The sequence below is a fragment of the Pseudomonas sp. MPB26 genome, from assembly GCF_046605355.1.
GTDB classification, from domain to species: Bacteria; Pseudomonadota; Gammaproteobacteria; order Pseudomonadales; family Pseudomonadaceae; genus Aquipseudomonas; species Aquipseudomonas cedrina.
The window spans coordinates 5,256,390-5,270,569 of sequence record NZ_CP176793.1; the positions used below are offsets into that span (position 1 = coordinate 5,256,390).

Below are 14,180 nucleotides of genomic sequence, written 5' to 3' on the forward strand. Positions count from 1 at the left end.
AATGATCACCTCTTCATCCACGCTGCAAGAGTCGAGCACGCTCTCCGGGGTATCCTGGGGGGCGATCTTTGCCGGGGCCGCTGCGGCGGCGGCGTTGTCGCTGATCCTGGTATTGCTGGGCTTCGGCCTGGGCTTTTCGGCGGTATCGCCGTGGGCCGACAGCGGTATCAGCGCCAAGGGGCTTGGCATCTCCACAATTATCTGGCTGGCGTTTACCCAGATCGTCGCGTCCGGGCTTGGCGGCTACATTGCCGGCCGGTTGCGAGTGAAGTGGGCCAACATGCATGGCGATGAGGTGTACTTTCGCGATACCGCCCACGGTTTCCTGGCCTGGGCCGTGGCCACGCTGATCACGGCAATGCTGGTGGTCGGTTCGGTGAGCAGTGCCGTCAGCGGCGGTGTGAAAGCCGGTGCCAGCGTGGTATCGAGTGCCGCGGGTGGCATGACCCAAGCCGCCGGTTCCGCGGCCAATGGCAGTGCTGATCACCTTGATTACTACGTCGACAGCCTGTTTCGCGATGATCGTCCTGCGGCGGTCAGCGACGATGCGGTACACGGCGTGGTCGCACGGATTCTCGGTCGCACCGTGAGCAACAACGGTGAGCTGGCTGCTGAAGACCGCGCCTACCTGGCCCACTTGATCAGCCAGCGCACCAACCTCAGCCAGGCCGATGCCGAGGCGCGTATCGACAAGGTCTACGGCGATGCCCGTAAAGCCGTCGAAGACGCCAAGCTCAAAGCCAAACAAGCCGCCGACACTGCCGCCAAAGTGGCCGCCTATACGTCGCTGTGGATGTTTATCGCGCTGCTGATTGGCGCCTTCTTCGCCAGCTTCGCTGCAACCTTCGGCGGTCGCCGCCGGGATGCAGTGGTGTATGTCGAAACCGAACATTTTGTCCGTTAATAAAAGGAGAACATCATGCGCTCATTACTTCTGTGGTTCCTCGGCATTCCGATTCCGATCATCATTCTGATCGCGATCTTTATGTGATTTGAGCAACGCCCGTTCCAGTGTGGGAGCGGGCTTGCTCGCGAATGCGGTGTACCAGCGAGCACATCTGGTGACTGACACTCTGCATTCGCGAGCAAGTCGAATCGTCGCACCGCCGCTCCCACATTTGGTTCTGCGCCGTGTCAGACAAACGTCAGGCACATTTGTCAGTCATCAAACCCCACCTGCTCATGAATCTCATCCACCTTCAACTCCAACCGATACGCCACCGCGATAAACAACGCCTGGCACAGGCACAGCGTGGCGCTCAGCGAGCGGAAGGCAAACGATGATCCCTCATTGACCAACAACACCGCGTTCGCCCGCTTGGCCAGGGGCGACAGGTTGCTGTCGGTAATGATCAATGTCTTGGCCTGGTGGTGCTGGGCAATCCGCAGGCAGTGCTGGGTCTCTTTGCCATAGGGCGTAAAGCTGATGGCGATCACCAGGTCATTGGCACGCACGCTGCGCATCTGCTCGCGGTAGCTGCCGCCCAGGCCGGAGACCAGGTGAATGCGCTTGTTGGTGTGCTGCAGGTTGTAGACCAGGTAGTCCGCCACCGCAAAGGAGCGGCGTACGCCGACCACATAGATATTATCGGCGTTGACCACCAGGTCCACGGCCTTGTCGAAGGCCACGTCATCCAGTTCCAGCCCCAGCCTTTCGATACCCGACAATGTTGCGTTGACGCACTCGCGCGCCAGGTCGCCGCCGCTGGCCTTTTGCGACTTGTTGGCGATCATGCTGCGGATGCGCTGCTGGTAGTTCTGCACCGGCGTGGTCTTGTGGGTGTAGGCCTCGCGAAACAGCGCCTGCATCTCACTGAACCCGCTGAACCCGAAGCGCTGGGAAAACCGCACAATGGCCGACGGGTGCACTTCGCACTCGCGGGCGATGTCGCTGATGCGGTCGACCATGATCCGGTCGCTCTGTTGGCTCATGTAGCTGGCGATGCGCTTGAGCTGGCGCGGCAGGCTCTCGTATTCGTCGGTAATCAGCTGCAACAGACGGTCGGCATTGATCGGAGGGCTGGCGACAGGTTCTTCCAGGGCGGTCTCGTGATCGGTGCGGGACATGGGCAATCCTTCTGACAGTTTCTTCTGATGCGCTGATGGGTGGCGCAAGTCTACAGGGTAGGCGCAAAAAAATACCTCGGCATCACGGGCGGCGCGGCCTGCTGAAACGATGCAGTGGGGCTGGAGTGATCCTGTGCAAGCTTAATGGAAAAAATATTCTACTGAAAAAATATATGGAATAAATATTGATTGGTGCAGCCGGACGTTCTAGTCTGCTTGCACCAAGAGCGTTTGCCGTCGCCACGGCGGCACAACGCAGGCTGATAAAAATAACAGGAGCCAGCATGGGCCAGACTCGTTTTGCCAGTGGGCGTCAATTGGATCTGATTTGCCTCGGGCGCCTGGGCGTCGACCTTTACGCACAGCAAGTGGGCGCGCGGCTTGAGGACGTTGCAAGCTTCGCCAAGTACCTTGGCGGTTCCTCCGCCAATATCGCCTTCGGCACCGCAAGACTCGGGCTCAAATCGGCCATGTTGAGCAGGGTCGGCGACGACCATATGGGCCGCTTCCTGGTGGAGTCCCTGGCTCGTGAAGGCTGCGATGTCAGCGGTATCAAGGTCGACCCGGAGCGCCTTACCGCCCTGGTGCTGCTGGGCCTCAAGGACCGCGAAACCTTCCCCCTGGTGTTCTACCGCGAAAACTGCGCCGACATGGCCCTGCGCGCCGAAGACATTCATGAAGATTTTATTGCTTCGAGCAAGGCGCTGCTGATCACCGGCACGCATTTCTCCACCGACGGCGTCTACAAGGCCAGCATTCAGGCCCTGGATTACGCCGCGCGGCACAACGTCAAGCGCGTGCTGGATATCGACTACCGCCCGGTGCTGTGGGGCCTGGCGGGCAAGGCGGATGGCGAGACCCGGTTTGTTGCCGACCAGAATGTGAGCCAGCATGTGCAGAAAATCCTGCCGCGCTTTGACCTGATCGTCGGCACCGAAGAAGAATTCCTGATCGCCGGCGGCAGTGAAGACTTGCTCACCGCCCTGCGTAAAGTGCGCGAGCTGACCCCGGCGACCCTGGTGGTCAAGCTCGGCCCGCAAGGTTGCACGGTGATCCACGGTGCCATCCCGGCGCAGCTCGAAGACGGTGCCATTTATCCCGGTGTACGCGTTGAAGTGCTCAATGTACTGGGTGCCGGCGATGCCTTTATGTCGGGCTTCCTCAGCGGCTGGATCAACGATGCCAGCGATGAGCGTTGCAGCCAGTTGGCCAACGCCTGCGGTGGCCTGGTCGTTTCGCGCCACGCCTGCGCCCCGGCCATGCCGACGCCTGCGGAGCTGGAGTATCTGTTCAACAGTCCGGTGCCGATCACGCGGCCCGACCAGGATGTGACTCTGCAACGCCTGCACCGTGTGACCGTGCCGCGCAAGGCTTGGAAGCAGTTGTTCGTGTTTGCCTTCGACCACCGCTGGCAATTGGTGGACCTGGCGCAAAAAGGCGGTCAGGACCCGGCGCGCATCAGTGACGCCAAGCAACTGTTTATCCAGGCCATCGAGCGTGTCGAGCGCAAACTGAGCGAGCAGGGCGTCGACGCCGATGTTGGCCTGCTCGCCGACCAGCGCTTCGGTCAGGACGCGCTCAACGCCGCCAGCGGTCGCGGCTGGTGGATCGCGCGCCCGGTGGAAGTGCAGAACTCGCGGCCGCTGGCGTTCGAACATGGCCGCTCGATTGGCAGCAACCTGATCGCCTGGCCCCAGGAACAAATCATCAAGTGCCTGGTGCAATTCCACCCGGACGACGAACCATTGCTGCGCCTGGAGCAAGAGGCGCAACTCAAGGCGGTATACGAGGCCTCGATCGTCAGCGGCCATGAACTGCTGCTGGAAGTCATCCCGCCCAAAGATCATCCGTCCACTTACCCGGACGTGCTCTACCGCAGCCTCAAGCGCCTGTACAACCTGGGCATCTACCCGGCGTGGTGGAAGATCGAAGCGCAGTCGGCCGAAGACTGGCAGCGCTTGGACGCGCTGATCCATGAGCGCGACCCGTACTGCCGTGGCGTGGTGCTGCTGGGCCTGAATGCCTCGGCCGAATGCCTCGCCGAGGGCTTCCGGCAGGCACGCCTGAGCACCACCTGCCGGGGCTTCGCCGTGGGCCGCACGATTTTCCAGGAGCCGAGCCGCGCGTGGATGGCGGGGGAGATTGACGATGAGACTCTGATCCAGCGTGTCCAGGCTACCTTCGAACAGCTGATCAATGCCTGGCGCAGTGCCAGGGCCTAGTCAGAGTCTCAACTTGAAATGCAATCCAATGTGGGAGCGGGCTTGCTCGCGAATGCGGTACATCAGATATAAATCTGTTAACTGACACACCGCCTTCGCGAGCAAGCCCGCTCCCACATAAAGCAGATCCCAGTGATCTCTAGATAAAAACAATAGGTGCAGCCATGCCCGCAATCCGAATTGGCATCAACCCGATCTCCTGGAGCAACGACGACCTACCGGCCCTGGGCGGCGAGACGCCCCTGAGCACCGCCCTGAGCGAAGGCAAGGAAATCGGCTACGAAGGTTTCGAACTCAACGGTAAATTCCCCAAGGACGCCAAGGGCGTTGGCGATGTATTGCGCCCGTACGACCTGGTCCTGGTCTCCGGCTGGTATTCCAGCCGCCTGGCCCGACGCTCGGTAGCGGAAGAAATCGAGGCCATCGCCGGCCATGTCGAGTTGTTGAAACACAACGGCGCCACGGTACTGGTCTACGGCGAGGTCGCCGATTCGATCCAGGGTTCGCGCATCCGCCTGATCGAACGCCCGCGCTTTCACAGCGAGCAGGCCTGGCAGGACTATGCGGACAAACTCACTGAACTGGCGCGCTTTACCCTGTCCCAGGGCGTGCGCCTGGCCTACCACCACCACATGGGCGCCTATGTCGAATCCCCGGAAGACATCGACCAGTTGATGAAACGCACGGGCCCCGAAGTCGGCCTGCTGTTCGATTCGGGCCACTGCTACATGGGTGGCGGTGAACCGCTTGAGGTGTTGCGCAAACACATCGACCGCATCTGCCACGTGCATTTCAAGGACGTGCGCAAAGCGGTGGTGCAGCTGGCGCGCAACCAGATGTGGAGCTTTCCCGATTGCATCGTCAACGGCACCTTTACCGTGCCGGGCGATGGCGATATCGACTTCGCCGCATTGCTCGATGTGCTGCTGGCCGCGAAATATCAAGGCTGGCTGGTGGTCGAGGCCGAGCAGGACCCGGCGGTCGCGCCCAGCTATATATATGCGAAAAAAGGCTATGACACGTTACGTGCTCTTTTGAATGAGAGGACCGGAAAATGAGCTTGTTGGTCAAAGGCAGCAAAGGCGGCAAAACCCTGGTCGCCCTGGAAGAAGGCCGCCTGGAGTATGTGGGTTTTCGCGCCTACCGCCTGAGCCTGGGCGAAACCCTGCCGGTCAGCGCCGGCGACAAAGAGCTGTGCCTGGTACTGCTCAGCGGTCGCGTGAATATCGAGGGCGAAGGTTTCAACTGGCAGAACCTGGGGGACCGCCAATCGGTCTTCGAAGACAAATCGCCGTTCGCCGCGTACCTGCCGCCGGGCACCGACGCCCAGGTCACCGCCTTGAGCGATGTGCAGATCGCCGTCTGCGCGGCACCCGGCGCGCAAGGCTACGCGCCGCGCCTGATTCGCCCGGAAAACTGCAAGCGCAGCGTGCGCGGCAAAGGCGCCAATACCCGCTACGTGTGCGACATCCTGCCCGACAGCGAGCCGGCGCACTCGTTGCTGGTGGTGGAGGTACGCACACCGTCCGGGCATTCGTCGAGCTACCCGCCGCACAAGCACGACACCGACAACCTGCCGCACCAGAGCTTCCTGGAAGAAACCTACTACCACCAGGTCAACCCGCCCCAGGGCTTCGTGTTCCAGCGCGTCTACACCGACGATCGCAGCATCGACCAGGCCATGGCCGTGGAAAACAGCGACCTGGTGGTGGTGCCCAAGGGCTATCACCCGGTCAGCGTGCCGTATGGCTACGAGTCCTATTACCTGAACGTGATGGCCGGCCCCAAGCGCGCCTGGCATTTCCACAACGACCCGCAGCACAGTTGGCTGCTGGACCTCTAAGCGGTTCCGGACGGAGAACAATAACAATGAAGTCGCCTTTACGCTTTGCCCTGAACCGCATGGTCGCGCCGCACCTGTCCCTGCCGGATTTCATCCAGTTGGCCGCCACGCTCAAGTGCGATGCCATCGAGATCCGCAACGACCTGGCGGACCGCCAAATCGAATTCGGCACCCCGGCCAGCCGCGTGCGCGAACTGTGCGCGGCGCAGGGCATTACGGTGCTGTCGATCAACGCGCTGTACCCCTTTGATGTGTGGAACGATGAACGCCGTGCCCAGGCGATAGCGCTGGCGACCTACGCCCGCGAATGTGGTGCCCAGGGCCTGGTGATGTGCCCGTTCAATGAGCCCGGCGACACGCGCAACGAAGCCCAGCGCGCGGCCGGCCTTCGCACGGCGTTAAGCGAGTTGGCGCCGATCCTGCGCGAGTACGCGATCATGGGTTTCATCGAACCCCTGGGCTTTGAAGAGTGCGCCATGCGGCGCAAGCGCGTGGCAGTGGAGGCGATCAAGTCCATCGGCGGCCTGGATGTATTCCGCCTGGTGCATGACACCTTCCACCATCACCTGGCCGGCGAGCAGGAGTTCTTCCCGGAGCTGACCGGGCTGGTGCATATCTCCGGCGTGGAAGACGCCGAGGCGCCGCTCAATGCGATACGCGACGGCCACCGTGTGCTGGTAGGCGAGGGGGACATCCTCGGCAATGCGGCGCAGATCGACACCTTGCTCAGCAGCGGCTACAGCGGTTACCTGTCGTTCGAGCCGTTTGCCGAGAGCGTGCATGGGTTGGCGGATATTCAGCAGGCGTTGGGTGCGAGCATGGCCCACCTGAACAACTCCCGGACCTGACGCCGAACAACCTGTGGGAGCTCCCACACTGGATTACCGTTGATCGACAGATTTGCATTCATACAAGGTGCGAACATGACCACAACACGATTGACCATGGCCCAGGCTCTGGTGAAGTTCCTGGATAACCAATACATCGAAGTCGACGGCGTGCAGAGCAAGTTCGTCGCCGGCGTATTCACGATTTTCGGCCATGGCAACGTGCTGGGCCTGGGCCAGGCCCTGGAGCAGGACAGCGGTGACCTGGTTGTCCACCAGGGCCGCAACGAGCAGGGCATGGCCCATGCCGCCATCGGTTTCGCCAAGCAGCACCTGCGCCGCAAGATCTACGCGTGCACCGCGTCGGTAGGCCCCGGTGCCGCCAACATGCTCACCGCCGCCGCGACCGCCACGGCCAACCGCATCCCGTTGTTGCTGTTGCCGGGCGACGTCTACGCCAGCCGTCAGCCCGACCCGGTGCTGCAACAGATCGAGCAGTTCCATGACTTGAGCATCAGCACCAACGACGCGTTCCGCTCGGTGAGTAAATACTGGGACCGCATCAACCGTCCCGAGCAGTTGATGACGGCGGCCATTCACGCCATGCGCGTGCTCACCGACCCGGCCGAAACCGGCGCCGTGACCCTGGCCTTGCCTCAGGACGTACAGGCCGAAGCTTGGGACTATCCCGATTACTTCCTGCAAAAACGCGTGCATCGCATCGACCGTCGCCCGGCCACCGCCGCGATGATCGCGGATGCGCTGGCCGCCTTTGACGGCAAGCGCAAACCGCTGATCATCTGTGGCGGCGGCGTGAAGTATTCCGGCGCCAATGCTGCGTTGCAGGCGTTTGCCGAGCGCTTTGATATCCCCTTCGCCGAAACCCAGGCCGGCAAAAGCGCGGTGGTTTCCAGTCACCCGCTGAACGTGGGTGGGATCGGTGAAACCGGCTGCCTGGCGGCGAACCTGCTGGCGCCCGAGGCCGACCTGATCATTGGTATCGGCACGCGCTATACCGACTTCACCACCTCGTCCAAGTCGTTGTTCAAGCACCCCGAGGTGACGTTTTTGAACCTCAATATCAGCCCCTGCGATGCCTTGAAGCTCGACGGCGTGCAGGTGCTGGCCGACGCGCGAACCGCCCTGCAAGCGCTCGCCGATGCCCTGGGGGATTACCGTTCCGGTTGGGGCGAGCAGGTCGCTGACGCCAAGGCGCAGTTGGACGCAGAGGTGGATCGCGTGCATCAGGTGGAGTATGCCGGCGACGGCTTCGTGCCCGAGGTCGACGACCACCTGGACCGCGCGGTGCTACGTGAATTCATCGAACTGACCGGCTCCTGCCTGACCCAAAGCCGCGTGCTGGGCGTGCTCAACCAGACCCTGGCCGACGACGCCATCATCGTCGCCGCCGCCGGCAGCCTGCCCGGCGACCTGCAGCGTGCCTGGCGCAGCAAGGGCGTGAACACCTACCACGTCGAATACGGCTATTCATGCATGGGCTACGAGATCAATGCCGCCCTGGGCGTGAAACTCGCCGAGCCGACCAAAGAGGTCTACGCCCTGGTGGGTGACGGTTCCTACATGATGCTGCATTCGGAGCTGGCGACCTCGATCCAGGAGCGGCGCAAGATCAATGTGGTGCTGCTCGACAACATGGCCTTCGGCTGTATCAACAACCTGCAGATCGGCAACGGCATGGACAGCTTCGCCACCGAGTTCCGCTTCCGCAACCCCGAGAGCGGCAAGCTCGACGGCGGCCTGGTGCCGGTGGATTTCGCCATGAGCGCGGCGGCCTACGGCTGCAAGACCTACAAGGTGAGCACCGTGGAACAACTCGAAGCGGCCCTGGCCGATGCGCGCACGCAGACGGTGTCGACGCTGATCGATATCAAGGTGCTGCCCAAGACCATGGTCCACGGCTACCTGTCGTGGTGGCGGGTCGGCGTGGCGCAGGTGTCCACCAGCGAACGCACGAACGCCGCCGCGAAAAAACTCAATGAACAATTGGCAAAAGCCCGGCAGTACTAATAACAAAAGGAGTGTTTGCATGTCTTTGCTTTCTAATTCACTGCGCATAGGTGTCATCGGTACGGGCGCCATCGGCCGCGACCATATTCGCCGTTGCAGCCAGACCTTGCTCAACAGCCAGGTGGTGGCGGTGACCGACATCAACCTTGAGCAAGCGGCCAAGGTCGTCGCCGAGTTGAAGCTGGACGCCGAGGTGTACGCGGACGGCCATGCGCTGATCCAGTCGCCGCAGGTCGAGGCGGTCCTGGTCACTTCGTGGGGCCCGAGCCATGAGGAGTTCGTGTTGGCGGCGATCGCCGCCGGCAAGCCGGTGTTCTGCGAAAAACCCCTGGCCGTCACCGCCGAGGGCTGCCGCCGGATCGTCGAGGCCGAAGTGGCCCATGGCAAGCGCCTGGTGCAGGTCGGTTTCATGCGCCCGTACGACGAAGGCTACCGCGCCCTCAAGGCCGTGATCGACAGCGGCCAGATCGGCGAGCCCCTGATGCTGCACTGCGCGCACCGCAACCCAACGGTGGGTGAGAACTACAAGACCGACATGGCGATCACCGACACCTTGATCCACGAGCTGGACGTGCTGCGCTGGTTGCTCAATGACGACTACGTGTCGGTGCAAGTGGTATTCCCGCGTAAGACCAGCAAAGCGCTGGCTCATTTGCGCGACCCGCAGATCGTGTTGCTGGAAACCGCCAAGGGCACGCGCATCGATGTGGAGGTCTTCGTCAACTGCCAGTACGGCTACGACATCCAGTGCGAAGTAGTGGGGGAGACCGGCATCGCCAAGTTGCCGGAGCCGTCCCAGGTGCAACTGCGCAGCGGGGCCAAGCTGTCCAACGCGATCCTGATGGACTGGAAGGACCGTTTTATCGGTGCCTACGACGTGGAGTTGCAGGCGTTCATCGACAGCGTGCGCGCCGGCCAGGTCGGTGGGCCGTCGGCGTGGGATGGTTTTGCCGCGGCGGTGGCGGCGGATGCGTGCATCGAAGCCCAGGGCAGCGAGCAGATTGTGAAGGTCAGCTTGCCGCAGCGTCCGCGCTTTTACGGCTAACCCACTGAAGAACTCGGTTAAAAATGTGGGAGCGGGCTTGCTCGCGAATGCGCAGTGTCAGTCACTGAATTTGCAGCTGACCCACCGCATTCGCGAGCAAGCCCGCTCCCACATTTTGCTCGGGTTTGCACTTCATACAAGGAGTGAATTATGCGAATCGGACTAGTCGGCTACGGCCACGGCGGGCGTTTCTTCCACGCCCCGTTACTGGCAACCCTGCCAGGCGCAACCTTTGTCGGCGTGGTGACCCGTTCACCCGAACGCCGCCAGCAATTGCACAGCGATCACCCCGGCGTGAGAGCCTTCGACTCCATCGGCCAGCTCGTTGAAGCCGGTGTCGATGCGCTGGTCATTTCCACCACCCTCAAAGGCCGCCCGGCGCTGGTGCTGGAGGCTATCGAACACGGCGTGGCGGTGGTAAGCGACAAACCCTTCGCCGCCAATGCCGAGCAGGCCCAGGCGCTGATCACCGCCGCCGAGCGCCATGAAGTGCTGTTGAGCGTCTACCAGAACCGGCGCTGGGACTCGGATTACCTGACCCTGCGCAAACTCATCGACGCCGGCGCCCTCGGCCAGATCAGCCGTTTCGAATCCCGCGTGGAGCGCTACGGCCCCCAAGCGGTGGGCAATGCCAGCGGCGGCGGGTGGTTGCGCGACCTGGGCAGCCACTTGGTGGACCAGGCGCTGCAACTGTTCGGCCCGGTGGAGCGGGTGTTTGCGCAACTGCATTACACCGCCGAACACCCCAGCATCGACCACGGTTTCTTTGTCTCCCTGACCCACGCCAACGGCGTGATTTCCCACCTGTGGGGCAATGCCCTGCAAAACTGCCAGGCGCCGCGCTTTCGTGTGAGCGGCAGCCTGGGCTGTTACACCGTCGACGGCCTGGATGGTCAGGAAGAAGCGCTGATGGCCGGCAAATCACCAAAAACCGAAGGCGAGCACTGGGGCGCCGAGGAACATCGGCGCTGGGGCTGGTTCGAACAAGGCCCGGAGCGCGAACGGGTACCGTCGGAGAAAGGTTGCTGGACGCAGTTCTATCGCCAGTTGCAAGCAGCTGTGCAAGGGCAGGGGCCGTTACCGGTGGATGCCCATGACGCGCTGGAAACCACCCGTGTACTGGATGCCGCGCGTCTCAGCGCGGAGCGCCGGCAGGTCATCGACATGGCGGCGCTGTAGGAGATTTCCACAGAAATAGAACAAAATTCTAAAAGATGTTGATATGGAAATTTTTTTCCAATAAAGTCTTTTCCAGGTTGCAGAAAGTACGTTCGGACGCGATTCGAGCGACTCAACAAAAACAAGATTAAAAACAACCAGGTACCGTCAGATGAAAATCTTCAACGCTGTACTGCGCGTTTTACGCCCTGCCCACAAGCCACGCGGCCTGCCCCGCGCCCGTCCGTTCTATTTCTCCTTTCTCAACATGCTGTGCGTCGAAAACCAAGGCGCGCTGGTGTGCTGCATTCCGGGAGCACCGGTGGTTCGACTGCCGTCATCTTCGCTCTGAGCTCATATCTGATAAACGCTACGTCCAAAAAACCAACAAGAAAGTGGAGACAGACCGTTCATGAAGACCCCGATCCGTTTTACCGCGCTGGCCCTGTCGTTGATGCTGGGCAGCGGTGTCGCATGCGCTGCCGACCTCAAAGTGGGCGTGAGCATGTCCGCCTTCGATGACACCTTCCTCACCTACCTGCGTGAAGACATGGACAAGCAAGCCAAGTCCTATCCCAAGGGTGACGGCGTGCAATTGCAGTTCGAAGACGCGCGCGCCGACGTGGTCAAGCAACTGAGCCAGGTCGAGAATTTCATCAGCCAGAAGGTCGATGCGATCATCGTCAACCCGGTGGATACCGCGTCGACCAAGAACATCATCAATGCCGCCAGCAAGGCCGGCATCCCGCTGGTGTTCGTCAACCGTCGTCCCGACCAGAAAGACTTGCCCAAGGGCGTGGTAGCGGTGACTTCCGATGACCTCGAAGCGGGCAGGATGCAAATGCAGTACATCGCCGAAAAGATGGGCGGCAAGGGCAAAATCGTGATTTTGCTGGGTGATCTGGCCAACAATGCCACCACCAATCGGACCAAAGGCGTGAAAGAGGTTCTGGCTAAATACCCCGACATCAAGATCGAGCAGGAACAGACCGGTACCTGGCTGCGTGACCGCGGCATGACCCTGGTCAACGACTGGCTGACCCAGGGCCGCGAGTTCAACGCCGTGCTGGCCAATAACGACGAAATGGCGATCGGTGCATCCATGGCCCTCAAGTCCGCAGGTACCAAGCCGGGCAGCGTATTGATCGCGGGGGTTGATGGCACGCCGGATGGCTTGAATGCAATCACCCGGGGTGACATGGCCGCCTCGGCGTTCCAGGACGCCAAAGGGCAAGCGGTCGGTTCGGTGGAAGCGGCGCGCAAGATGGCGAAGAACGAGCCGGTCGAGCAGAACGTGATCATTCCGTACCAATTGATCACCCCGGACAACGTCAAAGACTTCAAATAGCCCCGACATAACAACAATAAGCCGGCAGGGCGGTCACGGCCGCCCTGCAGAAGGAGAACTTCCCTATGCTCGCTCAAGCGACGTCTTCCCAGCCTCCCGGTACGCTGTCCCCTGAGCTGGAAGAACCCTACCTGTTGGAAATCGTCAACGTCAGCAAAGGCTTTCCCGGTGTCGTTGCCTTGGCGGACGTGCAATTGCGCGTACGCCCAGGTTCGGTCCTGGCGCTGATGGGCGAGAACGGTGCCGGCAAATCCACCCTGATGAAAATCATCGCCGGTATCTACCAGCCCGACGCCGGCCAGATTCGCCTGCGCGGCAAGCCGATCCGGTTTGACACGCCGCTGGACGCCCAAAAGGCCGGCATCGCGATGATCCACCAGGAACTAAACCTGATGCCGCACATGAGCATCGCCGAGAACATCTGGATCGGCCGCGAGCAGCTCAACGGTTTGCACATGGTCAACCACCGCGAAATGCACCGCTGTACCGCCGAGTTGCTGGCGCGCCTGCGCATCAACCTGGACCCGGAAGAACAGGTGGGCAACCTGAGCATCGCCGAGCGGCAGATGGTCGAGATTGCCAAGGCCGTGTCTTACGATTCCGACATCCTGATCATGGATGAACCAACGTCGGCCATTACCGAAAAAGAAGTGGCCCACCTGTTTTCGATCATTGCCGACCTCAAGTCCCAGGGCAAAGGCATCGTCTACATCACCCATAAAATGAACGAAGTGTTTGCCATCGCCGATGAAGTGGCGGTGTTCCGCGATGGCCAGTACATCGGCCTGCAGCGTGCCGACAGCATGAACAGCGACAGCCTGATTTCGATGATGGTCGGGCGTGAGCTGAGCCAGCTGTTCCCGGTGCGCGAAACGCCGATCGGCGAGCTGCTGCTGTCGGTGCGCGACCTGCGCCTGGACGGTGTGTTCAAGGACGTGTCGTTCGACCTGCACGCCGGGGAAATCCTCGGCATTGCCGGCTTGATGGGCTCGGGCCGCACCAATGTGGCGGAAACCATTTTCGGCATCACCCCAAGCAGCGGCGGGCAGATCACCCTCGACGGCGAACCGGTGCGCATCACGGACCCGCACATGGCCATCGAGAAGGGCTTTGCGCTGTTGACCGAGGACCGCAAGCTCAGTGGCCTGTTCCCGTGCCTGTCGGTGCTGGAAAACATGGAGATGGCCGTGCTGCCGCACTATTCGGGCAACGGTTTTATCCAGCAAAAAGCCCTGCGCGCGCTGTGCGAAGACATGTGCAAGAAATTGCGGGTGAAAACCCCGTCCCTCGAGCAGTGCATCGACACCTTGTCCGGCGGGAACCAGCAAAAGGCCTTGCTCGCGCGCTGGCTGATGACCAACCCACGCCTGCTGATCCTGGATGAGCCGACTCGCGGCATTGACGTCGGTGCCAAGGCTGAGATCTACCGCTTGATTTCCTTCCTTGCCAGCGAAGGCATGGCGGTGATCATGATTTCCTCGGAGCTGCCCGAAGTGCTGGGCATGAGCGACCGGGTGATGGTGATGCACGAAGGCGAGCTGATGGGCACCCTGGACCGCAGCGAAGCGACCCAGGAAAAAGTCATGCAGTTGGCTTCCGGAATGACGGCAGTCCACTGACTACAGAATAAGAAGGTGATTGG

The 14,180-nt window shown here is 61.5% G+C and carries 12 protein-coding genes; 11 read left to right on the top strand and 1 reads right to left on the bottom strand.

The window, feature by feature from the left end:
• Position 1 precedes the first annotated feature (1 nt).
• Positions 2–904: a hypothetical protein gene (locus tag ACLH0H_RS24025; protein ID WP_411379925.1), complete on the top strand. Its 903-nt coding sequence runs from the start codon at positions 2–4 to the stop codon at positions 902–904.
• Positions 905–1,158: 254 nt separating this feature from the next.
• On the opposite strand, the gene ACLH0H_RS24030 is transcribed toward ACLH0H_RS24025, so the two are convergent.
• Positions 1,159–2,067, bottom strand: coding sequence for a MurR/RpiR family transcriptional regulator (locus ACLH0H_RS24030; protein ID WP_411379926.1), 909 nt, complete (start codon positions 2,065–2,067; stop codon positions 1,159–1,161).
• Between the two features lie 284 nt (positions 2,068–2,351).
• Between ACLH0H_RS24030 and ACLH0H_RS24035 the strand changes: the two genes are divergently transcribed.
• The 10 genes from ACLH0H_RS24035 (at position 2,352) to ACLH0H_RS24080 (ending at position 14,157) form a co-directional block, all read left to right on the top strand.
• Positions 2,352–4,289, top strand: coding sequence for a bifunctional 5-dehydro-2-deoxygluconokinase/5-dehydro-2-deoxyphosphogluconate aldolase (locus ACLH0H_RS24035; RefSeq protein ID WP_411379927.1), 1,938 nt, complete (start codon positions 2,352–2,354; stop codon positions 4,287–4,289).
• Positions 4,290–4,453: 164 nt separating this feature from the next.
• Positions 4,454–5,347, top strand: a complete 894-nt coding sequence (gene iolE, locus ACLH0H_RS24040; protein WP_411379928.1) for a myo-inosose-2 dehydratase — start codon at positions 4,454–4,456, stop codon at positions 5,345–5,347.
• The gene (gene iolB / locus ACLH0H_RS24045; protein ID WP_411379929.1) at positions 5,344–6,132 is read left to right on the top strand and encodes a 5-deoxy-glucuronate isomerase; all 789 of its coding nucleotides are present in this window, start codon (positions 5,344–5,346) and stop codon (positions 6,130–6,132) included. The genes iolE and iolB overlap by 4 nt, the downstream gene beginning before the upstream one ends.
• Before the next feature lie 26 nt (positions 6,133–6,158).
• Complete coding sequence (locus tag ACLH0H_RS24050; RefSeq protein ID WP_411379930.1) at positions 6,159–6,980, top strand: TIM barrel protein; 822 nt, start codon at positions 6,159–6,161, stop codon at positions 6,978–6,980.
• Between the two features lie 75 nt (positions 6,981–7,055).
• Entirely contained in the window at positions 7,056–8,987 is a 1,932-nt protein-coding gene (gene iolD, locus ACLH0H_RS24055) for a 3D-(3,5/4)-trihydroxycyclohexane-1,2-dione acylhydrolase (decyclizing) (protein ID WP_411379931.1), read from the top strand.
• Between the two features lie 19 nt (positions 8,988–9,006).
• Positions 9,007–10,032, top strand: a complete 1,026-nt coding sequence (locus ACLH0H_RS24060) for a Gfo/Idh/MocA family protein (RefSeq protein ID WP_411379932.1) — start codon at positions 9,007–9,009, stop codon at positions 10,030–10,032.
• A 150-nt stretch (positions 10,033–10,182) separates the two neighbouring features.
• The gene (locus ACLH0H_RS24065) at positions 10,183–11,211 is read left to right on the top strand and encodes a Gfo/Idh/MocA family oxidoreductase (protein ID WP_411379933.1); all 1,029 of its coding nucleotides are present in this window, start codon (positions 10,183–10,185) and stop codon (positions 11,209–11,211) included.
• Between the two features lie 151 nt (positions 11,212–11,362).
• Entirely contained in the window at positions 11,363–11,542 is a 180-nt protein-coding gene (locus tag ACLH0H_RS24070; RefSeq protein WP_411379934.1) for a hypothetical protein, read from the top strand.
• Positions 11,543–11,602: 60 nt separating this feature from the next.
• Positions 11,603–12,538, top strand: coding sequence for a sugar ABC transporter substrate-binding protein (locus ACLH0H_RS24075; protein WP_411379935.1), 936 nt, complete (start codon positions 11,603–11,605; stop codon positions 12,536–12,538).
• 65 nt (positions 12,539–12,603) lie between these two features.
• A complete protein-coding gene (locus ACLH0H_RS24080) occupies positions 12,604–14,157 on the top strand; it encodes a sugar ABC transporter ATP-binding protein (protein ID WP_411379936.1) in 1,554 nt (517 codons plus the stop codon).
• Positions 14,158–14,180 lie beyond the last annotated feature (23 nt).